This window comes from Gillisella terrae, from assembly GCF_004801395.1.
GTDB classification, from domain to species: Bacteria; Pseudomonadota; Alphaproteobacteria; order Rhizobiales; family Rhizobiaceae; genus Allorhizobium; species Allorhizobium terrae.
Map to the genome: position 1 here is coordinate 95,866 of NZ_SSOA01000011.1, position 23,182 is coordinate 119,047.

At 57.5% G+C, this 23,182-nt stretch carries 20 protein-coding genes; 10 read left to right on the top strand and 10 right to left on the bottom strand.

The features are described from left to right. Nucleotides 1–238 precede the first annotated feature (238 nt). Together E6C51_RS17085 and E6C51_RS17090 are read left to right on the top strand one after the other, a co-directional pair. Nucleotides 239–904: a haloacid dehalogenase type II gene (locus E6C51_RS17085; protein WP_190236873.1), complete on the top strand. Its 666-nt coding sequence runs from the start codon at nt 239–241 to the stop codon at nt 902–904. A gap of 47 nt (nt 905–951) precedes the next feature. Next, entirely contained in the window at nt 952–2,226 is a 1,275-nt protein-coding gene (locus E6C51_RS17090) for an NAD(P)/FAD-dependent oxidoreductase (protein ID WP_190236874.1), read from the top strand. A 147-nt stretch (nt 2,227–2,373) separates the two neighbouring features. Here E6C51_RS17090 and E6C51_RS17095 read toward each other — a convergent pair whose 3' ends face one another. From E6C51_RS17095 to argE, 4 genes are all read right to left on the bottom strand, one after another. Continuing rightward, a complete protein-coding gene (locus E6C51_RS17095) occupies nt 2,374–3,831 on the bottom strand; it encodes an NAD-dependent succinate-semialdehyde dehydrogenase (RefSeq protein ID WP_190236875.1) in 1,458 nt (485 codons plus the stop codon). Nucleotides 3,832–3,841: 10 nt separating this feature from the next. Further along, complete coding sequence (locus E6C51_RS17100; protein ID WP_190236876.1) at nt 3,842–4,891, bottom strand: tartrate dehydrogenase; 1,050 nt, start codon at nt 4,889–4,891, stop codon at nt 3,842–3,844. 96 nt (nt 4,892–4,987) lie between these two features. After that, nucleotides 4,988–5,341: a cupin domain-containing protein gene (locus E6C51_RS17105; RefSeq protein ID WP_146937614.1), complete on the bottom strand. Its 354-nt coding sequence runs from the start codon at nt 5,339–5,341 to the stop codon at nt 4,988–4,990. Nucleotides 5,342–5,434: 93 nt separating this feature from the next. Continuing rightward, nucleotides 5,435–6,559 carry an acetylornithine deacetylase gene (gene argE, locus E6C51_RS17110; protein WP_190236877.1) on the bottom strand — a complete coding sequence of 375 codons (1,125 nt, stop codon included), beginning with the start codon at nt 6,557–6,559 and terminating at the stop codon, nt 5,435–5,437. A gap of 236 nt (nt 6,560–6,795) precedes the next feature. Between argE and E6C51_RS17115 the strand changes: the two genes are divergently transcribed. The 4 genes from E6C51_RS17115 (at nt 6,796) to E6C51_RS17130 (ending at nt 10,957) form a co-directional block, all read left to right on the top strand. Continuing rightward, nucleotides 6,796–7,683 (top strand): GNAT family N-acetyltransferase, encoded by an 888-nt coding sequence (locus E6C51_RS17115; protein WP_190236912.1) that lies wholly within the window; start codon nt 6,796–6,798, stop codon nt 7,681–7,683. 215 nt (nt 7,684–7,898) lie between these two features. Continuing rightward, nucleotides 7,899–9,323, top strand: coding sequence for an aldehyde dehydrogenase family protein (locus E6C51_RS17120; protein ID WP_190236878.1), 1,425 nt, complete (start codon nt 7,899–7,901; stop codon nt 9,321–9,323). Nucleotides 9,324–9,419: 96 nt separating this feature from the next. Then, nucleotides 9,420–10,553 (top strand): alanine racemase, encoded by a 1,134-nt coding sequence (locus E6C51_RS17125; RefSeq protein WP_190236879.1) that lies wholly within the window; start codon nt 9,420–9,422, stop codon nt 10,551–10,553. Continuing rightward, a complete protein-coding gene (locus E6C51_RS17130; protein WP_190236880.1) occupies nt 10,553–10,957 on the top strand; it encodes a RidA family protein in 405 nt (134 codons plus the stop codon). Before E6C51_RS17125 ends, E6C51_RS17130 begins: the two co-directional genes overlap by 1 nt. Before the next feature lie 159 nt (nt 10,958–11,116). On the opposite strand, the gene E6C51_RS17135 is transcribed toward E6C51_RS17130, so the two are convergent. The 5 genes from E6C51_RS17135 to E6C51_RS17155 form a co-directional block, all read right to left on the bottom strand. Beyond that, nucleotides 11,117–12,154, bottom strand: a complete 1,038-nt coding sequence (locus tag E6C51_RS17135; protein ID WP_146937600.1) for a quaternary amine ABC transporter ATP-binding protein — start codon at nt 12,152–12,154, stop codon at nt 11,117–11,119. Next, on the bottom strand, nt 12,147–13,034 hold the full coding sequence (locus tag E6C51_RS17140) for an ABC transporter permease (protein ID WP_190236881.1): 888 nt from the start codon (nt 13,032–13,034) through the stop codon (nt 12,147–12,149). Before E6C51_RS17140 ends, E6C51_RS17135 begins: the two co-directional genes overlap by 8 nt. Nucleotides 13,035–13,219: 185 nt before the next feature. Continuing rightward, entirely contained in the window at nt 13,220–14,221 is a 1,002-nt protein-coding gene (locus E6C51_RS17145; protein WP_146937596.1) for an ABC transporter substrate-binding protein, read from the bottom strand. Nucleotides 14,222–14,289: 68 nt separating this feature from the next. Beyond that, on the bottom strand, nt 14,290–15,078 hold the full coding sequence (locus E6C51_RS17150) for a pyrroline-5-carboxylate reductase family protein (protein WP_190236882.1): 789 nt from the start codon (nt 15,076–15,078) through the stop codon (nt 14,290–14,292). After that, nucleotides 15,075–15,725 (bottom strand): TetR/AcrR family transcriptional regulator, encoded by a 651-nt coding sequence (locus tag E6C51_RS17155; protein WP_190236883.1) that lies wholly within the window; start codon nt 15,723–15,725, stop codon nt 15,075–15,077. The genes E6C51_RS17150 and E6C51_RS17155 overlap by 4 nt, the downstream gene beginning before the upstream one ends. 144 nt (nt 15,726–15,869) lie before the next feature. Between E6C51_RS17155 and E6C51_RS17160 the strand changes: the two genes are divergently transcribed. Further along, nucleotides 15,870–17,906, top strand: coding sequence for an NADH:flavin oxidoreductase (locus tag E6C51_RS17160; protein ID WP_190236884.1), 2,037 nt, complete (start codon nt 15,870–15,872; stop codon nt 17,904–17,906). 49 nt (nt 17,907–17,955) lie between these two features. Here the strand turns inward: E6C51_RS17160 and E6C51_RS17165 are convergent, their stop codons facing one another. Then, nucleotides 17,956–18,855 carry a LysR family transcriptional regulator gene (locus tag E6C51_RS17165; protein ID WP_146937588.1) on the bottom strand — a complete coding sequence of 300 codons (900 nt, stop codon included), beginning with the start codon at nt 18,853–18,855 and terminating at the stop codon, nt 17,956–17,958. Between the two features lie 98 nt (nt 18,856–18,953). On the opposite strand from E6C51_RS17165, the gene hglS reads away from it, so the two are divergent. Genes hglS through E6C51_RS17180 form a run of 3 tightly spaced genes read left to right on the top strand, consistent with a single transcriptional unit; the run spans nt 18,954 to nt 23,158 of the window. Continuing rightward, entirely contained in the window at nt 18,954–20,354 is a 1,401-nt protein-coding gene (gene hglS, locus E6C51_RS17170; protein WP_407920827.1) for a 2-oxoadipate dioxygenase/decarboxylase HglS, read from the top strand. Between the two features lie 23 nt (nt 20,355–20,377). Beyond that, a complete protein-coding gene (amaB, locus tag E6C51_RS17175; RefSeq protein WP_190236885.1) occupies nt 20,378–21,910 on the top strand; it encodes an L-piperidine-6-carboxylate dehydrogenase in 1,533 nt (510 codons plus the stop codon). Between the two features lie 12 nt (nt 21,911–21,922). Then, nucleotides 21,923–23,158 carry a pyridoxal phosphate-dependent aminotransferase gene (locus E6C51_RS17180; protein WP_190236886.1) on the top strand — a complete coding sequence of 412 codons (1,236 nt, stop codon included), beginning with the start codon at nt 21,923–21,925 and terminating at the stop codon, nt 23,156–23,158. Nucleotides 23,159–23,182 lie beyond the last annotated feature (24 nt).

Genomic DNA, 23,182 nt, shown 5'->3' on the forward strand with positions numbered 1-23,182 from the left:
CGCTATCTTCCGCCGAAGCGCAAGGCCGACGCGGCATCTTATGCTGTGACTGCGCCGGGCCATGCCTGAGAAGCGCGCCTTGCCGAGCGTGAAAGACGGTCTGGTGTGCAATAGTGTGCCAAACGAAGCAGCAGATTAAAAACTTTGTGCTTTTCCGATGGGTCAATTCGGCCCACCGACGCGGCATGACCCGTCCTATGATGGGTGCATTGAAACAAAACGCCAGAGGAAGAACTTAATGGCCATTCGCCCAAAATATGTGTCCTTCGACTGCTACGGCACGCTGATCCATTTCGATATGGCCGGTGCCGCCCGCGATCTTTACGGCGACCAGCTCGATGAGCAGGCCATGCAGAAGTTCATCAGAAACTTCTCCGCCTATCGCCTTGACGAAATCATGGGGGCCTGGAAACCCTATGCGGAAGTGGTGCACAACTCTCTCTCGCGCACCTGCAAAGCCAACGGCGTTACATTCAAGGACGAAGACGCGCAAATGGTCTATGAGCGCGTACCAACCTGGGGGCCGCACGCGGATGTTCCGGCGGGTCTGGCCAAAGTGGCCAAGGAAATTCCATTGGTCATTCTCTCCAATGCCATGAATTCGCAAATCATGTCGAATGTCGAAAAGCTCGGAGCCCCCTTCCACGCCGTCTACACGGCCGAGCAGGCGCAAGCCTATAAGCCACGCTTCAAGGCATTTGAATATATGCTGGACATGCTAGGTTGTGGCCCCGAAGACGTACTGCATGTCTCCTCCTCCTTCCGCTATGATCTCATGTCTGCGCACGATCTTGGCTTCAAGAACAAGGTTTGGGTCAATCGTGGTCACGAGCCAGCCAACCCTTATTATGGCTACACCGAAATCGCCGACATTTCCGGGCTTCCGGGTGTGGTCGGTCTCTGATCCCAACCATCGACAATCAAGCAAAGCAGGAAGCAAAGGCAAAGCCGATGAAATTCGTCTCCTATTGGCATGACACGGCCCCGGCCTTTGCAACTGCTGTGCAAGGCCCGGTCGAAGGAAATTATGATGTTGCCGTTGTCGGCGCGGGCTTTACCGGGCTTGCCGCCGCCCGGCAACTGGCCATGGCCGGGGCAAAAGTTGTTGTGCTGGAAGCAGAGCGCGTCGGCTTCGGCGCATCGGGCCGCAACGGCGGACACCTTAACAACGGATTGGCGCACAGCTATCTCGGAGCCAAAGCCGAGCTGGGGAAAGAGCGCGCCATTGCGCTCTATCACGCGCTGGACGATTCCATCGACACCATCGAAGCGCTGATCGCGCAAGAGGGCATCGATTGCAATTTCCGCCGCTCCGGCAAGCTGAAGCTGGCCTCCAAACCGAAACACCTTGAGGCGATCACGCGCAATTTCGAGGCGCTTCATGCTGAATGCGACCCGGACACGGCATTGCTTTCCGCCGATGATTTAAAGAGCGAGGTCGGTTCGCCATTCTTTGGCGCGATGTTGTCGAAGAAAAGTGCCATGATGCATATGGGCCGCTACGTTGTTGGTCTGGCCGAGGCTGCCACACGTCACGGCGCTGCCATCTTCGAGCGCACGCCGGTGACGGAGCATAAGGAGATAAACGGCGTTCACACGCTGCAAACCCCGCGTGGAACTGTGACTGCACGCAACGTCATCATGGCGACAGGTGCTTATACTCCGAACAACTTCAACTGGTTCCGACGCCGTATCATCGCGGTGGGCAGTTTTCTGATTGCCACGCGCCCGCTGACCGACAGTGAAGTCCAGATGGTGATGCCGGGCAATCGCACCTGCGTCAACACCATGAATATTGGCAATTACTGGCGGCTTGCACCGGACAATCGCCTGATTTTCGGTGGCCGCGCCCGATTTTCGGCAACGTCCGATCAACGCTCGGATGAGAAGAGTGGCGCGATCCTGCGCGAAAGCATGGAACGCATTTTTCCGCAATTGAAGGGCATCGACATCGACTATTGCTGGGGCGGGCTGGTCGATATGACTGCTGACCGCTATCCGCGGGCGGGTTTTCATGATGGCCTATGGTATGCCATGGGCTATTCCGGCCACGGCGCGCAGCTATCGACCCACCTCGGGATGATCATTGCAGACGCTATCCTTGGGCGTGCTGACCGCAACCCCATGCGCGACTATCCATGGCCCGCTGTTCCCGGCCATTTCGGCAAACCGTGGTTTCTGCCGCTGGTGGGACAATATTACAAAATGCTGGATCGGTTTCAATAACCTCCTCCCTGTGCAAAAAGAAGGCTGTGCAAAAAGAAGGCGCGGATTGGAAACAATCCGCGCCTTCTTTTATTGCCCCGCAAACGAAAACAAAGCATTTCAGCGTCTGTCTGGTTCACTCTGAACCTGACAGACCCTGCAAATGCATTAGACCAGCCCGCCCATATGGAAGGCCTTCGTTTCCAGATATTCCTCGATACCCACTTGCGCACCTTCGCGCCCCAGGCCAGACTGTTTGACACCGCCGAAGGGCGCGACTTCCATGGAAATAATGCCCGTGTTGAGCCCAACCATACCAAACTCCAGCGCTTCGCCAACCCGCCAGGCGCGTTTCATGCTTTCTGTATAGAAATAGGAAGCAAGGCCAAACGGCGTGCCGTTAGCAATGGCGATCGCTTCTTCCTCGGTCTCGAAGCGGAAGAGGGGGGCAACCGGACCAAACGTTTCTTCGGTGGCAAGCTGCATATCAACCGTGGCATCGGTCAGCACGATTGGTGCCGTATATTGCGCGCCATTCGGCATAGCCGGTTTATCCGTGATGATTTTCGCGCCCTTGGACAGCGCATCTGCGACATGACGTTCGATCTTGTCGATAGCGGCGCGGTTGATCATCGGACCAATGGTGACACCAGCCTCGGTGCCCGGGCCGACTTTCATCGCATCAACACGAGCCTTCAGCTTGGCGGCAAAGGTGTCGTAAACACTGGACTGCACCAGAATGCGATTGGCGCAGACGCAGGTTTGGCCACCGTTGCGGAATTTGGACACCAGAGCGCCTTCGACAGCCAGATCAAGATCGGCATCATCGAAAACAATGAAAGGTGCATTACCGCCGAGCTCTAAGCTCAAGCGCTTCACACTGTCTGCGGCCCCGCGCATCAAAAGCGAGCCGACACGGGTCGAGCCGGTGAAGGAAATCTTGCGCACCGTCTCATTGGCCATCAGCTCATTGCCGATTTCGGTGGGCATGCCGGTAACGATGTTGATGACACCGGCGGGAATACCGGCACGTTCGGCCAGCACGCCAAGCGCCAGCGCCGAATAGGGGGTGAATTCCGACGGCTTGATCACCACCGTGCAACCAGCCGCCAGCGCCGGGGCAACCTTGCGGGTGATCATTGCATTGGGAAAGTTCCATGGGGTGATAATACCACAAACACCGACCGGCTCTTTGAGCACGATAATGCGGCGGTCGCGCGTGGGCGAGGGAATGGTGTGGCCGTTGATGCGGCGGGCCTCTTCGGCAAACCACTTGACGAAGGAGGCACCGTAGCGGATTTCACCGCGTGCTTCGTCCAGCGGCTTGCCCTGCTCAGAGGTGAGGATCAGCGCCAGATCCTCGACATTTTCGATCATCAGATCGAACCATTTTTCAAGCAGCTGGGCGCGTTCCGCATTGGTCTTTGCCCTCCAAGGCTTGAAGGCAGCTTCAGCCGCTGCAATGGCAACGCGAGTTTCCTCGCCGCCCATATCGGGCACGCTACCGAAACTTGCTTGCGTGGCAGGATTGATGACATCGACCGCTTTGCTCGAGCGTGCCGCGATCCACTCACCATTGATCAGCCCCGCTTGGCGAAAAAGGCTCTGGTCTTTGAGGTTCAGCATAGAAGTGTCCTTATTCAGAGGTAAGCGCGGCTGTGACCGCAGCGGTGATTGTGTCCGTCTTGTCCTTGCCGGGTATTGTGCCGATGCCCTTTGCGGTCACAGTGGAAAGGGCGGTCATGATGCGCGCGGCAGCAGCCGTTTCGCCGAGATGATCCAGCATCATTGCACCGGACCAGATCGTCGCCATGGGGTTGGCGATGCCCTTGCCCGCGATGTCCGGCGCCGAACCATGGACGGGCTCGAACATTGACGGCGCGGAGCGGTCGGGGTTGATATTGGCAGAGGCCGCAAAGCCGAGGCCGCCCTGAATGGCTGCACCCAAATCGGTCAGGATATCGCCAAACAGGTTGGAGGCGACGATGACATCGAGGCTCTCCGGTGCCATGACCATGCGGGCCGCAAGCGCATCAACATGATAGCTCTTCACCTCGACATCCGGGTATTCGGCGGCGAGTGCCTTGGTGATGTCATCCCAGAAAACCATGGAATATTTCTGCGCATTCGACTTGGTGACGGAAGCGAGCTTGCCGCGACGGGTGCGAGCTTGCTCAAAGCCAAAGCGAATGATGCGCTCGACCCCCTTTCGGGTGAAGATCGAGGTCTCGACGGCCACTTCATTGTCGAGCCCCTGATGGACGCGCCCGCCCGCACCGGAATATTCACCCTCCGTATTTTCACGAATGCAGAGAATGTCGAAAGCTTCGGCCTTCAACGGCCCCTGAACCCCCGGCAACAGCCGGTGAGGGCGGATATTGGCATATTGCACGAAAGCCTTGCGGATCGGCAGCAGCAACCCGTGCAGCGAGACCGAATCCGGCACCTCCGCAGGCCAGCCAACCGCACCCAGCAAGATCGCGTCAAAGGCGCGCAGCGTTTCAATGCCATCTTCCGGCATCATCCGGCCGGTTTCCTTATAAAAGGCGCAGGACCACGGAAATTCTGTGGCGGCCAGCCCAAAGCCGGAGCGCGCCGCAACCGCTTGCAACACGCCCCAGGCGGCGTCGGTGACATCACGGCCAATTCCGTCACCCGGGATCAATGCTATTCTATAGGTCTTCATGCTTTTTCTCCGGGTGCGGTCCGCAAGGCGCGCCAACAATCTTTGTTTTCGTTGGTATTTTCGGGAAAACCGGATTCCACTTTTCCCTGAAAAACGCTAGTTGACGACGACGTAGATTTTCCGAACGGTTTCAATCGTCTTCCAGACACCGGTGAAGCCGGGCTTCATGACAAAACTGTCACCGGCCTTATAGATGATCGGCTCACCGCCGTCGGGAGTGATTTCGACAACACCGGAGAGGATGTGACAAAACTCGAAAACTTCACCCTTGATGGATTTCGTCACACCGGGCGTTGCTTCCCAAACGCCAGAAAGAACCAGGCCGTCTTTCGCATCGTCCATGGCCCAGGTCTTGAAGGCGGGTGAGCCTTCAATCAACCGTTCAGGCAGCGGGCCGGATTCGCGTGGCGCAAAGGTCGGGTTCGGGTCGAGGGTTTTGAGAAGGGTCATGTCAATCCTTTCAGGTATTGCTTCGATAAAACGGGACATCAGGTCGAGAGTGGAGCAAAACTTGTCCCTCCGGCCTTCGGGTATAAGGGCTGATCACGCAGCGCAGCGCGCACCGAGCGCTTCAATAAAGCTCTGGCAGGCGGCAAGCTCGCTTGTGAGAATAAATTCATCCGGCTTGTGGGCCCTGCCGATGTCGCCGGGACCACAAATAATGGCATCGACGCCAGCCGCTTGAAACAGACCCGCCTCGGTTCCATAGCTGACCGCGCCAATCGGCGTCTGGCCAGTCATGTCTTCCAAAAGCCGGGCGAGTGCGCTTTCACAAGGCAGAGCCAGCGCGGGATAGGCGCTGACCTCCTCCCACTCAATCTCGAAGCCAGCGGCGCGCAGCGTCTGCGCTTTTTGCCGGATCGGAGCCAGCAGACTGTCCGGGTTGACGCCGGAGATGGCGCGGGCTTCCAGCTCCAGTGTGCAGAGATCGGGGATAATGTTGATTGCCTTGCCGCCAGCAATGGTGCCAACTTGCAGCGAGGAATAGGGCGGCTCAAAGGCTTGCTCGAAAGGTCCGTGGGTGAGGTTTTCGGCGTGCTCTATGGCGGCATTGAGCACGCTGGCCATGGCATGAACGGCGTTAAGACCGAGATCGGGCCGTGACGAATGACCGGCGCGACCGCGCACGGTAAGGCGGGCTGCCGCCTTGCCCTTGTGGGCAAGCACAGCGCGCATATTGCTTGGCTCGCCAATGATGGCACCCAGAGGGGCGGCACAGAGCGTGGGAAGCCGGGCAATCAGATGTGGCACGCCGCGGCATCCGGCCTCCTCGTCATAGGAAAAGGCAAGATGGATTGGCCGCTTGAGTTTGGCCTTTGCCAATTGAGGAACGGCTGCCAAAGCTGCGGCGAGATAGCCCTTCATGTCGGTCGTGCCGCGCCCAAAGAGCTTTTCGCCATCGCGGCGCAGTTGAAACGGCGCGGTGGTCCACTCAATCGCTTCGGCCTGCACCACGTCCATATGGCCAGACAGGATATAGCCCGGTACATCCGCAGGCCCGATTGTTGCAAAAAGATTGCTGCGGTCACCTTCGGGGCCCATAAACACTGCCGCCTCGACATTATGTGCTTTCAGGTAATCGCGGATCCAGGCGACGATATCGTGGTTTGGTGTGCCGACGACAGAGGCGAAAGACACCAGCTTTTCAAGAATTTCGGTTGCGGTCATACATTCCCCGATGCGGCGTTGAGCCGGATGTAACATGGTTCGGCGGTGCCTCAGAATGGCAGTTTTTGGCAGGATTCCATGCCGAACCTGCGCGTGTTTCGGTTGAATGTTGCGCGGTAGCGGAATTTTCGAGCGAATTCTGCGGTAAGGACACTTTATGATGGGGCTGCTGTCCCACATCATTGCGGCAGCCTGGTCGACAACAGTGCGAGGATGGAGCGGTGACTGGGACCTTGATGCCGAGCAAAAAACTTCAGATCGATGCCTTTGCCATGGAAATTGGCAATGTGGCCGATGCCGATCTCGAGCAGCTTCATGCGCTGTCGATTTCAGTCGGCTGGCCGCATCGCGCCGAGGATTGGCAATTCCTGCGCGAGGTCGGAAAGGGCGTGGTGGCCACCGACGAAATCGGTCGGATCATGGGTTCTGCCATGTGGTTCAGCCAATCGGAGGAATTGGCAACCATTGGCATGGTCATCACCTCGCCGCGTCTTCAGACCCAAGGCACAGGCCTCTGGCTGATGGAGCATGCGCTAAAGGAATTGTCCGGCGTCAATCTTCGGCTCAATGCAACGCGGGCAGCACAGCGACTTTATCTGTCACTCGACTTCAAACCTGAAAAAAAGGTCTATCAGTGTCAGGGCATCGTGACCAATCCCCCGAAAGATATGCCAGTCTCAGGCATGTGTCGGCGGATGACGGTCGACGATCTGCCAGCCGCAATCGCACTGGATGCAGGAGCCTTTGGCGCGGCGCGGGCGGGGTTGATGGAAAAGCTTTTTCAGCACTCGAATGGCTATGGCCTCTTTCGCGACAACCGCCTTGTTGCTTTCGCACTGTGCCGCCGCTTCGGGCGTGGCTCTGTGGTCGGTCCGATTGTGGCATCCGGTGATGAGGATGCCATGGCCGTCGTGGCACCACATATCCGCGATCACGAGGGCCGATTTCTGCGTCTTGATACACATTTCGAAGCCGGTGATTTCGCGCTTTTCGTTGTGCGCAGTGGCCTTGCTGTCTTCGACACGGTGTTAACCATGTCACTGGGCAAGTCGATGGCAGATTTCACATCTGGTGAGGTCGGCGCACCCATAACCTATTCGCTGGTGAGCCAAACCGTCGGCTAGCGTTTGTCAGGGAAAAGTCGAGCCCGGCTTTTCCCGAAAGACAAACAGAACACAGAATTTGCGATCCGTGCAGCCCTCATGGCCCAAGGGCGGGCTCGGTATCGATCCGATCTTTAATCGAGCAATAAGCGTCGCCGATTGCCCAGACTTTCTCTTTTGGCCGTTCCAGCCTGGGCGCTTGAATGGCTGTCACGTTACCGCGCAAGGACACCTCTATGATCGAACGAGAAAACAGTTTCTACATCGACGGCCAGTGGCAGGATTTTACGGATGTGGAGCGTTTACCTGTTGTTGATCCGGCCTCGGAAGAGGTGACGGGCCATGTGGCTGGCGGCAGCGCCCGCCATGTCGATCTTGCTGTCGCCGCCGCCTGCAAGGCATTTCCCGCCTTTTCGCAAATGCCTGTGGCCGAAAGGCGCGCCCTGCTTGGCCGTATGCATAGCCTTCTCAAGGAACGCGCGGAGACATTTGCTCAGGCTCTCGTGATGGAAATGGGAGCGGCAATCAGCTTTGCCCGCGCCTCTCAAGTGCCTTTTGCCGCCGAGCATATCCGGGTGCAGATGGACGTGCTGGAGACATACCAGTTCGTGACCGTCGATGGCACCAGGGCGACGGCCAAGGAAGCCATCGGCGTCTGCGCCTTGATCACCCCCTGGAACTGGCCGCTTTACCAAATCACCGCCAAGGTCGCTCCGGCCATTGCCGCTGGCTGCACCATCGTGCTCAAACCTAGTGAATTATCGCCCTATAGCGCGCTGCTCTTTGCCCAGTTGATGCATGATGCAGGCACACCACCGGGCGTGTTCAATCTGATCAACGGCACAGGAGAAAGCGTCGGGGCCGCTCTCTCAAGCCATCCTGACGTGGACATGATCTCCATCACCGGCTCAACCCGCGCAGGCGTGCTGGTTGCTCAGGCTGCGGCCCCGACTGTGAAGCGCGTGGTTCAGGAGCTTGGTGGCAAGTCGCCAAATATTCTTCTTGACGACGCCAATTTCGAAGAGGCAGTCCCCAAAGGTGTGCTGGCGGGTATGCGCAATGTCGGGCAGTCTTGCAGCGCCCCCACGCGAATGCTCGTCCCTGCGCATCGGCTTGCCGACGTTGAGGCTCTGGCTTTGAAGACGGTTGAAGCGCTCGTTGTCGGCAATCCGCTTGATCCACAAACCAGCATGGGGCCTATTGCCAACCGCGCACAATTCGAGCGGGTGCAGACGATGATAAAGGCCGGTATCGATGACGGAGCCAAACTGGTTTCCGGTGGTCTCGGCCGCCCGAACGGGCTGAACCAAGGCTATTACACCCACCCCACGGTCTTCTCCGGCGTGACGCCTGACATGCGCATCGCGCGCGAAGAAATCTTCGGTCCGGTTTTGTCCATCATGCCCTACAAGGATGAGGAAGAGGCGGTGGCCATTGCCAATGACACCGAATACGGCCTCGGTGCGCATGTGCAGTCCTCCAATCAGGAGCGCGCCCGTAAGGTCGCTGCACAAATCCGCGCCGGTCAGGTTCATATCAACTACCCCGCCTGGGACGGCGCCGCAGCCTTCGGTGGCTACAAACGATCCGGCAACGGGCGCGAATACGGGGTCTACGGGTTCGAAGAATATTTGGAGACGAAATCCATTCTCGGATTTTGATAGAACCAGAACTCAAAAGACATATAAACAAAGGCTTAGAAAATGACATCGACACAACAGGTCGCAGCTGAGACGTTCGGGCGCACAGAAACAGCAATGACTCTTGAAACGTTGGAAACGCCTTGTCTGGTGCTGGACACAGAGCGGATGGAGCGTAACATTGCCCGGCTGCGGACCCGGCTTGATGGCCTCGGCGTTTCTCTGCGCCCGCATCTGAAAACCTCAAAGTCTGCGGAGGTTGCGCGCCGGGTGATGACCACCCCGGAGGGACCGGCAACCGTTTCCACGCTGAAGGAAGCCGAACAATTTGCCTCGGCGGGTGTTCGCGACATGATTTATGCGGTCGGCATTACGCCTTCCAAACTGGCGCGCGTTCTCGAATTGCGGGCGAGGGGTGTCGATCTGGTGGTTATTCTCGACAATGTGGATCAGGCCCGCGCTGTTGCCGAAGCGTCGATCACCTCCGGGATGCGCATCCCGGCGATGATCGAGATTGATTGTGACGGCCATCGCTCCGGCGTGGCACCTGCCAATCAGGCCCTCCTGCTCGAAATCGGGCAGACATTGGCTGCGGGTGCAGAATTGCGCGGTGTTCTGACCCATGCAGGTGACAGCTACAAGGGCGGAGGGCCGCAAGCGCAGGAGCGTTTTGCCGAAGCCGAGCGCGCCGCCGTTGTTGAAGCAGCACAATTCCTGCATGCTTCCGGCCTGCCATGCCCGGTTGTCAGCGTTGGCTCCACGCCAACCGCCCACCACGCGCTCGACTTGTCGGGCGTGACAGAAGTGCGGGCGGGCGTCTTCGTATTTTTCGATCTCTTCATGGCAGGCGTTGGCATCTGCCAGATCGATGACATCGCCATGAGTGTAATGGCGACCGTTATCGGCCACCAGCGCGAGAAGGGCTGGATCATCACCGACGGTGGGTGGATGTCCTTGTCGCGTGATCGCGGTACCAGCAAGCAGGCTGTCGATCAGGGCTATGGTCTGGTCTGCGACATTGAGGGCAAACTGTACAGCGACATCATCGTCGCCGATGCCAATCAGGAACATGGCATTCTCGCCGCACGGCCGGGATCCGGTGCGCAACTGCCCGATCTTGCGGTGGGCGACCGAGTGCGAATCCTTCCAAACCATGCCTGTGCAACAGGCGCGCAGCACGATGCCTATCATGTGGTACGCGGTACATCGCATACCGTCGAGGCCCGCTGGTCTCGCTTTGGAGGTTGGTGATGGCTGGACACATCGACATTAACACGGATCAGGCTCCGGCTCCGGCAGGCCATTATGTGCAGGCCAGGATTGCCGGTCAGCATGTCTACATATCGGGGCAACTTCCCATTCGCACGGATGGGGCACCGCTCAAAGATAGCGCGTTCGAAACGCAGGCCGAACAGGCCATCGACAACATGCTGGCGATCCTGCGTGCGGCTGGCGGCAGCCCTGCCGACCTGGTCAGGGTGACCGCCTACATTGTAGGCGTCAGCAACTGGCCACGCTTCAATCAGGTTTATGCAGGCAAGCTGGGCGATGCAAAACCGGCACGAACTGTCGTTCCAGTGCCTGAATTGCATTACGGATATCTGGTCGAAATCGATGCTATCGCCGTGATTGACAAGGATCCGTCTCACGCGTGAAAAATAAACGAGGCGGCGCGTTTCACCCGCGCCGCCCACCGCTGATATGCCCCCGATACCTCAGACCTAATTCCTGAACTTATCGACGAAACAGCTCGCTCACCCGACACTCTCGGGAGCACGTTCCCACACAATACGCAACCGACAACACGCATATGCTCAATCGGTCGATACAACAGCAGAAGCAAGCGTCTGTAGATCCACCTTACCGATTGCCTCTCCTGATTGGCCAAGCACGAAAAGCTCTTTCGCCTCATTCGCCGTCATCACCTTTATGGCATCCTCAATCGTGCTGCCAACGGTGATCGAAGCGCCGTTGAATGGCTGCCCTGTGGCCACGGGCGTCATGACCGCCTCGACATGGATGACGCGGCTTCGGTTCACCTCCTTGACGAAATTGGCGATGTAATCATTGGCAGGCCGAAGCACGATATCCTGACTGCTGCCCTGCTGAATGACTTCGCCGTCGCGCAGAATGGCGATCTGATCGCCAAGGCGCAAGGCTTCATCCAGATCGTGCGTGATGAAGACGATGGTTTTCTTGATTTCCTTCTGGATATCGAGAAGAACCGTTTGCATGTCCATGCGGATCAGCGGATCGAGAGCCGAATAGGCCTCATCCATCAACAGAACGGGCGCATCATTGGACAGCGCTCGGGCCAGACCGACACGCTGCTGCATGCCACCGCTCAACTGGTTCGGGTATTTTTTTTCAAACCCCTTGAGGCCCACCCGTTCAAGCCAGCGCATGCCAATGTCCACGCTTTTTGAACGGGGAATGCCCTGCACGTCCAGTCCGTAAAGCGTGTTGTCAATAACATTGCGGTGGGGAAGAAGTGCAAACTTTTGAAACACCATCGCGGTCTGGTGGCGACGAAATTCCCGCAACTCTTTCGCGTTCATCTTCACGACATCGGCACCGTCAACCAACACCTCGCCATCGGTCGGGTCGATGAGACGGTTGATGTGACGTATCAGGGTTGATTTGCCGGAACCACTCAATCCCATGATGACCTGGATCGAGCCGGAAGGCATTTCAATATTGATATCCTTCAAGCCCAGCACATGGCCAAAACGGTCGTTGAGTTCAGATTTCGACAGCCCGTTCTTGACCGCTTCAAGATGCGTTTCCGCACCGGGGCCAAAAATTTTGTACAAGTGGCGGATTTTGATACCACCGAAACTTCCCTTACCCATGAACGATCTCCCGATGCTTCTGGAGCCGCTGTCCATAGGCCTGACTGACTCTGTCAAAAATGATGGCAATGCCGACGATGGCGAGACCGTTAAATATCCCCAATGTGAAATATTGATTGGCGATAGCTTTCAGAACCGGCTGGCCCAATCCCTGAACACCAATCATGGATGCAACAACCACCATGGCCAGTGCCATCATGATGCATTGATTGACGCCAGCCATGATGGTCGGCAGCGCTAACGGCAGCTGCACGTTCTTCAAGCGCTGCCAACTGGATGAACCGAAGGCATCTGCCGCCTCCAGAACGTCTTTATCGACGAGGCGGATGCCCAGATCCGTCAGGCGGATCATTGGCGGGATGGCATAAATGACGACAGCGATGAGGCCCGGAACTTTGCCAATGCCCAGCAACATGACAACCGGGATCAGGTAAACAAAACTCGGCATGGTCTGCATGATGTCAAGAATGGGACTGACAACACTGCGGAACCCCTTGGAACGGGACATGAGAATGCCGATCGGGATGCCAATAACAATGGACAACACCGTGCTGACGAAGATCATCGAGATCGTCCGCATGGTATCTTCCCACATGTCGAGATAGCCAATGAGGAGCAACGTCACAAAACAGCCCAGCACGACCTTCCAGTTTCGGCTGGCAAGCCAGGCAATGGCCAGAATGATCAAGATGATAATCGGCCATGGCGTTCCGACCATGAAGCGATCCGCGAGAATGAGGAAACGCTGAAGCGGCGAAAAAAGATGCTCTATGCTATCACCATAGGCGCGCGTGAAACCGCGGAAACCTTCATCAATGAACTTTTTGAGGTTCCTCAGCGAATCGTCGCCCATATGTGGAAATTCGTAAAACCAGTCCATCCAACATCCCCTTTTGTTTATCCGCGCAAATACAGCACCGTGCGCGCTGTAAGGCGCACAAAGGATGCTGTAACGCTTTAAATCTGCTGCATAATTTTCGCCTCAAGTCGATTCCGGCTTAAGGAATCATGCAGTAAGTGCGCGTAAAAATGCGGCGCACCGAAAGGCGCGCCGCAGATGTCAGATCAAAGCGAAGCCTTGATTTTCTTTTCGGCTTCAGGGGAAACCCAAGGCGTCCAAATGGCAGCATTTTCCTTGAGGAAATGCTTGGCACCTTCTTCACCTGTGGCCTGATTGTCGGTCATCCAGGCCATCAGCTTGTTGACGGTTTCGTTCTTCCAGGCGCGCTTCTTGAGGTATTCCATCACGGCAGGATCGACACGCTTGGAAAATTTGGTGGAAACCAGCGTATAGACCTTGTCCGGCATCCATGTGTTCGGCTTCGGATCCGGGCAATCGGCCACAGTGTTGCAACGCTTCCATTCTGCCGCGTCATAACCGGCACCGGACTCGAGCTTAACCATCGGATATTTGCCCAAAAGAGCGGTTGGAGCCCAATAGTAGCCGACCCAGCCGTGTTTGCGCTCGTATGCCTTGGCAATTGAGCCGTCGAGGCCTGCGGCAGAGCCGGTGTCGATCAGATTGAAGCCCGCTTTCTTGGCATCATAGGCCTTGTACAACTGCGAGGTCGTCACTGTGCCGCCCCAGCCTTGCGGGCCGTTGAAGATCGCACCCTTGCTTGGGTCTTCAGGATCGGGGAAAAGCTCCTTGTGCTTCAGCATGTCAGGGATCGTTTTGATGTCGGGGTGGGCGTCGGCGATATATTTCGGAATCCACCAACCCTGCTGACCGCCGTCTGGAAGCACTTCAACCGTCGTCATGATACGGCCTTCGTCCGTGCCGCGTTTGACAACTTCTGGCAGCAGACCGACCCACGCTTCTGGCGCAATATCGGGTTCACCTTTTTCAGACATGGAAGTGATTGTCGGCACGGTGTCACCGACGGTGACAGAGACGTCGCAGCCATAACCTTTGGTCAGGATAAGCTTGTCCAGTGCAGACAGAACTTCCGCACTCTGCCAGTTCATGGAAGCAACGGTCACACTGCCACATTCTGCGGCGTTGGAAACTGATGCGGAGCCAAGAATTCCGAACACCAGGCATGTGGAAGCAAGTAGCGTTTTCATTCAATTCCCCTTTTTGGCGGCGACTGACGATGACGGGCTGCCGCTTTTTCCCGCCTGCCATGCAGCTGTCAGGACTGTCGTCCCAACCACACTGATTTCTGAAATGCAGCTTGCAGCCCTTCGGATACCGCACGATCGAACCCTGTCGTTCGCATGGCTTCAATGGCCGCAGCCGTTGTCCCACGATAACTCAGAAATGTCTTGACCACGTCCTCCGGTTTTTGTGCTCGGGTTTCCCACAAGCGACCCATCCCAATCAACAACGAGCAAACCGCCTCGTTGGCTATTGCCGGATCTATTCCCTGCCGAACCGCGTCCTCCTCCATCGCCGCCATAAGCAGTGCCGGGAATGCGGGACCCGAGCCCGTTAATCCAGTAAAGTAATCGACATGGACCTCATCAGATAGCTCAGGAGCGTCACCACATGCCGCGAGTATGATCTTGACATGCGCTCGATCATCATAATTGACCTTTTCCGAGGCTATCCAGGGCGTGTAGGACTTCAAAACCTCGGCCCCTGCATTCGGCAATGCCCGCACCACGCGATCCGTGCCCAGGTGCGCCGAAATGCGCGCTAGCGTTATCCCAGCCATCACCGAGATGATCAGCTTGCCTGCGGCGTTGATTTTGAGAGCGCCGAAATCTTCCGGTCTGACTGACAGGAGAACAATATCAGACTCATCGACGAGCTGTTGGTTGTCAGGGGTCCAGTTTGCTCCCGCCGGCAAATCTGCGGGTGAGGAGCGATAGGACAACAAAAGCCGCTCCACAGGCACGATGCCTTTCAGGACCAGTGCACGGGCGAAGGCATTTCCAAGCCATCCTGCGCCGCCAATGATCCCGACACGTTCCATCATCTTTTCAACGATATCTCGGGTGGCGGCGTATATCGGTGCCTTGCGCAGAAACGATCCATTTCGCGCTGCTGCGGCGCTTGGCCAGTGTAAATCTCGACATATTCGGCAATCCGCGGCATTCTGATGTCAAGATCTTCCTGCACCTGCATCGAGATATAGCCGATCTGGACCAGATACAGCGTTCTCGCGCGCACATCGGCAGACCCTTCGGAATAGCCAAAACGCAAGAACATCCGCTTCAACGCCTCAAGGCGCTGGTCGTCGGCAACCTTTACATCTGCCTGCACCTGCGGCGATTGGATGGCCCAGCTTCTCACCGCAAACTCGAACTGCGAATCGAAGAGTGATCTATCCAGCCAGCAATCAAACACATTGAGCATCGCCTCTGCGATCGATTCAGCATAAGCCTCGCTCTGCCTTATCAGGGAACCCGTGTTTTTATCGCGCCATCTCGCCACAAGCGCCGCCAGCAACGCTTCGCGATCCTTGAAGAACCAGTAGAAGCTGGTGCGCGACAGCTTCAGCCTGGCTGCAAGCGGTTGGATTTTCACCCCATCGACGCCAGAGTCCAAAAGCGCCTCGTAGGCAGCGTCCAGCCAGCCCTCCGGCGATCCCCTCCATCCGCTGTCACTCGTGAATTGATCCATGGATAAAGAGTAACAAAGCCCAGACGGCCTCACAACAGAAAATGTCCGACATCGTCAGCTAAATTTACACTAATGTTTTTTTAATTGACGGTTGTGTACATTTTAAAATAGCCTCGTGTTCATTGCCAACCCGTGGAGCCGATGATGTCACACGATCCCCTTCTCCAGCCCTTCAAGCTCAAGCATCTCACCTTGCGCAATCGCATCATCGTCACCTCGCACGAGCCCGCTTACCCGGAAGACGGCATGCCGAAAGGCCGATATCGCGCCTACACAGTGGAGCGTGCCAAGGGTGGAGTTGCTTTGACAATGACCGCGGGTTCGGCAGCGGTCTCCAAGGACAGCCCGCCTGTCTTCAACAATCTGCTTGCCTATAAGGATGAGATCGTTCCCTGGCTTCGTGAGATGACCGATGCGGTGCATGAGCAGGGCGCGGCGATCATGATCCAGCTGACCCATCTTGGCCGCCGCACGCGATGGGACAAGGGCGACTGGCTGCCAGTCGTGGCCCCCTCTCATCGGAGAGAGCCAGCCCATCGCGCTTCTGCCAAAAAAATCGAGGACTGGGATATTGAGCGGATCATCAAGGATTTCGCCGATGCAGCCGAACGCATGAAGGCAGGTGGCATGGATGGTATCGAGCTTGAAGCCTATGGCCACCTCATCGACCAGTTCACCTCACCACTGACCAACGAGCTTGATGGTCCTTATGGCGGCTCGCTCGATAATCGCCTGCGCTTCTGTCTTGAGGTCTTTGCCGCCATGCGAAAACGGGTCGGCGACAACTTCATTCTCGGCGTGCGCTATACCGCAGACGAGAACCTGCCAGGTGGGACCGACAAAGCCATCGGCATGGAAATTTCAAAACGGCTCAAAGACAGCGGCCTGATCGACTACCTGAACGTCATTCGTGGCCATATCGACACGGACCCTGGCCTGACCGACGTAATTCCCATTCAGGGCATGCCCAGTGCAGCCCATCTCGATTTCGCCGGTGAAATTCGCGCTGCTACCAATTTCCCCACCTTCCATGCAGCCCGTGTTCCCGATGTTGCCACCGCCCGCCACGCCATTGCGGCGGGAAAGGTGGACATGATCGGCATGACACGGGCGCACATGACCGACCCGCATATTGTGCGCAAGATCATGGAAAAGCGCGAGGATGACATTCGCCCCTGTGTTGGTGCCAATTACTGCCTCGACCGGATCTATCAGGGCGGGCTCGCCTTCTGCATCCACAATGCCGCGACGGGGCGCGAGGAGACAATGCCGCACACGATCCCGAAAGCCGAGACCGTCAAGAAGGTCGTCATTGTCGGCGCAGGCCCCGCCGGTCTGGAAGCGGCCCGCGTTGCAGGCACGCGCGGCCATGAGGTTGTCGTGTTTGAGGCGGCCGCCCATGCCGGCGGACAGATCCGGCTTACCGCCCAAAGCACGCGGCGAAAAGAAATGATGAGCATCATCGACTGGCGCATGGGCCAGTGCGAAAAGCTTGGCGTGCGATTCCAGTTCAACACCTGGGCGGAAGCCGATGTGATCGAGGCGGAAAACCCGGACGTGGTGATCATCGCAACGGGCGGCCTGCCGGACACGGACGTGCTCAAATCAGGCAACGATCTGGTCCTGTCCGCATGGGACATCATCTCCGGCGACGTCAAACCGGGCAGTAACGTGCTCATTTATGATGAGGCGGGGGATCACGCCGCCCTTCAGGCTGCGGAAGTCATCGCCAATGCGGGTGGCAAGGTCGAAATCATGACCCCCGACCGCTCCTTCTCGCCGGAAGTCATGGCCATGAACCTCGTGCCTTACATGCGATCACTGCAAAGGCAAAACGCCACCTTCACCGTCACCTATCGCCTTGAAGCCGCCGAGAAAAAAGGCAACCAATTGATCGCCAAGGTGGGCAGTGATTACGGCGGCGTGCAGCAGGAACGTCTGGTAGACCAGATCGTCGTTAACAATGGCACGCTGCCGCTGGACGATCTTTATTTTGAACTGAAGCCGCATTCCATCAATCTGGGCGAGGTCAATTATGAGGATCTGATTGATGGACGCCCCCAGGCGGTGAAACGCAACGATGCCGGTCGATACCACCTTTATCGCATCGGCGATGCAGTGGCGGCGCGCAACACCCATGCCGCCATTTTTGACGCCTTGCGGCTGATGAAGGATATTTGAGCAGAAGAGGGTCTGATACTGCCGGTGACAGTAAAAGCATGTCGCGCCGTCAGGGCGTACGGACCTCTTCCAGAAGCCAGGCCTCGAAATTCCGGGCGGCCAGTTGGGCTTTTTTGTTCTCCGGCCGCACAATGAAATAGGCGTTTTCGGTCTGCATTGGCAGGTCGGCCAATGGCATGAGCGCGCCCGACTGCAATTCACTCTCAATCAGATAGGTTGGCAAAAGGGCAAAACCCAATCCTGCGGCAGCCGCTGAAATCAGCATGGAGAACTGGTCGAAGCGCAGCCCTTGATAGGCCTGCGGCAGATTGATGCCGTGGTTCTGCGACCAATCCGACCACAGCTTGGGCCGGGTGGTAAGATGCAGAAGCGGGATCCTGCTGAGCGAAGTCTCCGAGCCCGGCGCGATGCTGCTTGAAAGAGCCGGACTTGCGACAGGCAACACTGTTTCATGGCAAAGAAAGGTGCACGATGCATTGGCCCAGGTGGGTAATCCGAAATGAATGGCGAGATCGAAATTCTCCTCCTGAAAACTGAACTGCGTCGAGCGGGATTCAATCGAGATTGCCACGGTGGGATGATGATTCAGGAAGCGGCCGAGGCGCGGCACCAGCCACTTTCCGCCAAATGTGGGCAGGGTGGCAATCCGCAGGGATGTGGCCATCTGCCCTGTTGCCACCGCGCCAATCATCAGCCGTTCGGCTTGGGCCAGCAATTGCTTGACCTCGGGAAGCAGCCTTTCGCCCGCTTCAGAGAGAATAACGCGCTGACGGATCCGCTCAAACAGCTTCACGCCCGTTTGCTGCTCCAGATCGGCGATCTGGCGGCTGATGGCGCTCTGCGTCAGATGCAGCTCCTGCGCCGCCCGCGAGAAATTTTGATGGCGCGCAGCACATTCAAACGCTTGCAGGTTGATGAAATCAGGGGTCAGGCTTCGACGTATGGTCATTCCATTTTCGCATTAATTAAACTGAAATCATCACAACATGACCCCGCCATATGGGTATATCGTGCGCACTCAGAATAAACTCGCATATTTCAGAGGAAATGGCCATCATGACCGCGAAGGTTTCTCCAGATGATATTCGTGCTCGCTTTTCGAGCGCCATGTCGGCGATGTACCGCGACGAGGTACCCGCTTACGGGACGCTGATGGAGCTGGTTGCCCGCGTCAACGACGAAACGCTGGCCGATGAGCCCGACCTCAAGGCAAGGCTCGATGCCACCGATACATTGGAGCGCATTTCCGAAGAGCGCCATGGCGCGATTCGTCTCGGCACAGCGCAGGAACTCGCAACGATGCGCCGCATCTTTGCCGTGATGGGCATGTGGCCAGTTGGCTATTACGATCTCTCGACCGCGGGCGTGCCCGTACACTCCACCGCCTTTCGCCCTGTTGGCGAAGAGGCGCTGAAGCGCAATCCCTTCCGCATCTTCACCTCGCTGCTGCGGCTTGATCTCATTGCCGATGAAGCCTTGCGCACGGAGGCCGCCGCCATTCTTGCGCAGCGCCAGATTTTCACGCCCAAGGCCATTGAGCTGACCGAAAAGGCGGAAAAGAACGGTGGGCTGGACAAGGATGATGCCGACCGCTTTGTAACTGAGGTGCTGGAAACCTTCCGTTGGCATGACAAGGCCAATGTCGAGCTTTCCATGTATCACCGTCTGCACGACGCGCACCGGCTGATTGCCGATGTTGTCTCCTTCAAGGGCCCTCACATCAATCACCTGACGCCGCGCACGCTGGACATTGACAAGGTGCAGGCGCGTATGCCCGATTTCGGCATTGCGCCCAAGGCCGTTGTGGAAGGTCCACCGACCCGTAAATGTCCGATCCTGCTGCGTCAGACCTCGTTCAAGGCGCTGGAAGAAACGGTTTCATTCCGCGATGGCAACGGCGGCTGGCAGGCCGGAACACATACAGCACGTTTCGGCGAAATCGAGCAGCGCGGCGTGGCGCTGACACCAAAGGGCCGTGCCCTTTACGACAAGCTTCTGGATGATACTCGCAAGATCGTCCGCCCCGCTGCCGACGGCTCCAATGCCGATGCGTATGAGGCCGCACTCGTCGAGGTGTTCAAGGCGTTTCCGGACACGTGGGCGGATATCCGCGCAGAAGGGCTCGGCTATTTCAGCTATTCGTTGACCAAAAAGGGCGAGAATGGCATGATCGACCTGACAGATCCTGAACACCTGATCAAGGAAGGCTATATCTGTTTTGATCCGATTGTTTACGAGGATTTCCTCCCCGTGAGCGCCGCCGGTATCTTCCAGTCCAACCTCGGAGATGGCGCACAGCAAGATTTTACCGCCTCTCCGAACCAGAAGCGTTTTGAGACCGATCTCGGTGCTTCTGTTCTCAACGAATTCGATCATTATGCTGGCATCGAAAAAGCCTCGCTGGAGAGCTGCCTTGCAGCCCTGGCATCGCGCCCCGCCGCCGAATAATCCTCTGTCCTGGAGATAAAACCATGAGCATCACCGCAAAACCCGCCTCGATTGCCGCAGAAGCCGCCGCCATTCTCGACCGTCTTGGCGTCAGCAAGGACGCTTACACCGGCGGAGAAATGAAGGCCTTTTCACCGATCACCGGCGAGCAGACCGCCAGCGTGAAGACCGTTTCACTTTCGCACGCCCCGGCTGTCATTGATCACGCCGATGCAGCGTTTCGCGTATGGCGCCTTGTACCAGCTCCGAAGCGTGGCGAGCTGGTGCGCCTTTTCGGCGAAGAACTGCGCGCCGCCAAGGCTGATCTTGGCCGTCTCGTCTCGATCGAAGCCGGAAAGATCCCATCCGAGGGGCTTGGCGAAGTGCAGGAAATGATCGACATCTGCGATTTTGCGGTTGGTCTGTCGCGCCAGCTCTATGGCCTCACCATCGCCACCGAGCGGCCCGGCCATCGCATGATGGAAACCTGGCATCCGCTGGGCGTCATCGGCATCATTTCGGCCTTCAATTTCCCCGTTGCCGTCTGGGCATGGAATGCGGCGCTTGCGCTTGTGTGTGGCAACAGCGTTGTATGGAAACCTTCGGAAAAGACCCCGCTGACGGCGCTTGCCGCTCACGCTGTTCTGGATCGCGCCCTGAAACGCTTTGGTGATGCACCGGACGGTCTGTCGCAGCTTTTGATCGGCGATCGTGCCATTGGTGAGGTTCTGGTGGATCATCCGAAAGTGCCGCTTGTTTCGGCCACCGGCTCCACCCGCATGGGCCGCGATGTTGGTCCACGTCTGGCCAAGCGCTTTGCCCGCGCCATCCTTGAACTTGGCGGCAACAATGGCGGGATCGTTTGCCCCTCCGCCGATCTCGACATGGCGCTGCGCGCTGTTGCCTTCGGTGCCATGGGCACAGCCGGTCAGCGCTGCACGACGCTGCGTCGCCTTTTCGTTCATGACAGCGTTTACGACACATTCGTGCCACGCCTGAAGAAGGCTTATGCCAGCGTTTCTGTTGGAAACCCGCTGGATGGCAAGGCACTTGTTGGCCCGTTGATCGACAAACTGGCCTTTGACACCATGCAAAAGGCGCTCACCGAGGCCAAGGCGCATGGCGGTGCGGTGCATGGCGGCGAGCGCGTGGACACTGGCAGCGCCGATGCCTATTACGTCAAGCCCGCGCTGGTGGAAATGCCAACGCACACCGGCCCCGTGCTGGAAGAAACCTTCGCGCCGATTCTTTACGTCCTGAAATACAGCGATTTCGACGCCGTTCTGTCGGATCACAACGCGGTGGGCGCGGGTCTTTCCTCATCGATCTTCACGCTCAACATGCAGGAAGCCGAGCGGTTTCTGGCCGCAGATGGCTCGGATTGCGGCATTGCCAATGTCAATATTGGCACCTCAGGCGCTGAAATCGGCGGTGCCTTTGGCGGAGAGAAGGAAACCGGCGGCGGGCGCGAAAGCGGCTCTGATGCATGGAGAGCCTATATGCGCCGCGCCACCAACACGATCAACTATTCGAAATCTCTGCCGTTGGCGCAGGGCGTTTCCTTCGACATCGAATAAGGCGCGACTGTCATGACAATTGATGTGAAAGTGGATGAGGCGGCCTTTCGGCCCGCCTCGCGGATCGCCTCTGTCGGCGTTTCCAAGATCCTGCAAATTGGCGCAAAAGCAGCAGCCATGAAGCGTGAAGGTCTTCCGGTCATCATTCTGGGCGCTGGTGAGCCGGATTTCGACACGCCCGACCACATCAAGGAAGGCGCCAAGGCCGCTATTGATGCGGGCGAAACCAAATACACCGCGCTCGATGGTTCGCCCGCCTTGAAACAGGCAATTGCTGCGAAGTTCAAGCGCGAAAACGGCATAGATTATGCCATGGATGAGATCACTGTTGGCACGGGTGCAAAGCAGATCCTGTTCAACGCTTTCATGGCCACCATCGGTGCGGGCGACGAGGTGATCATCCCCACGCCTTACTGGACCTCCTATTCCGATATTGTCGAGATTTGCGGCGGTCGCTCTGTTCTGGTGCCCTGCAATGCTGACGCCGGATTCCGTCTTCAGGCGGAGCAACTGGAAAAGGCGATCACGCCGAACACCCGGTGGGTCTTGCTGAATTCTCCGTCCAACCCCTCGGGGGCTGCCTATAGTGCAGCCGACTATCGTCCGTTAATCGAGGTTTTGCTGCGCCATCCGCACGTGTGGCTGATGGTGGATGATATGTATGAGCACATCGTCTACGACGGCTTTGATTTCGTCACCCCGGTTGCGCTGGAACCGCGCCTGAAAGAACGGAGCCTCACCATAAATGGCGTCTCCAAGGCCTATGCCATGACAGGCTGGCGGATTGGCTATGCCGGTGGCCCCAAACCGCTGATCAAGGCCATGGCCGTGATCCAGAGTCAGGCAACGTCCTGCCCATGCTCGGTCAGTCAGGCCGCAGCGATTGTCGCGCTGAACGGACCTCAGGATTTCCTGAAAGAGCGGCAGGAGAGCTTCAAGCGCCGCCGCGATCTGGTGGTCAGCCGCCTGAATGCCATACCCGGTCTCGAATGCCGGGTGCCGGAAGGCGCTTTCTACACGTTTTCGGGATGTGCGGGCGTGCTAGACAAGGTGACACCCAAGGGCAAAACCCTGTTGAGCGATGCCGATTTTACCGATTACCTGCTAGAAGAGGCCCATGTGGCCGTTGTGCCGGGCTCGGCCTTCGGTCTTTCACCCTTCTTTCGAATTTCCTATGCAACATCGGAAGCAGAACTGATAGAAGCGCTGAATCGCATCGAGCGCGCTTGTGCGGCGCTCAAAAATTAAGAGCGCGCCTGTGCGGCGCTAAAG

Bases quoted from the DNA above. Each gene is read 5' to 3' on its own strand.
- E6C51_RS17085 (WP_190236873.1), top strand. From the start codon at position 239: ATGGCCATTCGCCCAAAATATGTGTCCTTCGACTGCTACGGCACGCTG.
- E6C51_RS17090 (WP_190236874.1), top strand. From the start codon at position 952: ATGAAATTCGTCTCCTATTGGCATGACACGGCCCCGGCCTTTGCAACT.
- E6C51_RS17095 (WP_190236875.1), bottom strand. From the start codon at position 3,831: ATGCTGAACCTCAAAGACCAGAGCCTTTTTCGCCAAGCGGGGCTGATC.
- E6C51_RS17100 (WP_190236876.1), bottom strand. From the start codon at position 4,891: ATGAAGACCTATAGAATAGCATTGATCCCGGGTGACGGAATTGGCCGT.
- E6C51_RS17105 (WP_146937614.1), bottom strand. From the start codon at position 5,341: ATGACCCTTCTCAAAACCCTCGACCCGAACCCGACCTTTGCGCCACGC.
- argE (WP_190236877.1), bottom strand. From the start codon at position 6,559: ATGACCGCAACCGAAATTCTTGAAAAGCTGGTGTCTTTCGCCTCTGTC.
- E6C51_RS17115 (WP_190236912.1), top strand. From the start codon at position 6,796: ATGCCGAGCAAAAAACTTCAGATCGATGCCTTTGCCATGGAAATTGGC.
- E6C51_RS17120 (WP_190236878.1), top strand. From the start codon at position 7,899: ATGATCGAACGAGAAAACAGTTTCTACATCGACGGCCAGTGGCAGGAT.
- E6C51_RS17125 (WP_190236879.1), top strand. From the start codon at position 9,420: ATGACTCTTGAAACGTTGGAAACGCCTTGTCTGGTGCTGGACACAGAG.
- E6C51_RS17130 (WP_190236880.1), top strand. From the start codon at position 10,553: ATGGCTGGACACATCGACATTAACACGGATCAGGCTCCGGCTCCGGCA.
- E6C51_RS17135 (WP_146937600.1), bottom strand. From the start codon at position 12,154: ATGGGTAAGGGAAGTTTCGGTGGTATCAAAATCCGCCACTTGTACAAA.
- E6C51_RS17140 (WP_190236881.1), bottom strand. From the start codon at position 13,034: ATGGACTGGTTTTACGAATTTCCACATATGGGCGACGATTCGCTGAGG.
- E6C51_RS17145 (WP_146937596.1), bottom strand. From the start codon at position 14,221: ATGAAAACGCTACTTGCTTCCACATGCCTGGTGTTCGGAATTCTTGGC.
- E6C51_RS17150 (WP_190236882.1), bottom strand. From the start codon at position 15,078: ATGATGGAACGTGTCGGGATCATTGGCGGCGCAGGATGGCTTGGAAAT.
- E6C51_RS17155 (WP_190236883.1), bottom strand. From the start codon at position 15,725: ATGGATCAATTCACGAGTGACAGCGGATGGAGGGGATCGCCGGAGGGC.
- E6C51_RS17160 (WP_190236884.1), top strand. From the start codon at position 15,870: ATGTCACACGATCCCCTTCTCCAGCCCTTCAAGCTCAAGCATCTCACC.
- E6C51_RS17165 (WP_146937588.1), bottom strand. From the start codon at position 18,855: ATGACCATACGTCGAAGCCTGACCCCTGATTTCATCAACCTGCAAGCG.
- hglS (WP_407920827.1), top strand. From the start codon at position 18,954: ATGGCCATCATGACCGCGAAGGTTTCTCCAGATGATATTCGTGCTCGC.
- amaB (WP_190236885.1), top strand. From the start codon at position 20,378: ATGAGCATCACCGCAAAACCCGCCTCGATTGCCGCAGAAGCCGCCGCC.
- E6C51_RS17180 (WP_190236886.1), top strand. From the start codon at position 21,923: ATGACAATTGATGTGAAAGTGGATGAGGCGGCCTTTCGGCCCGCCTCG.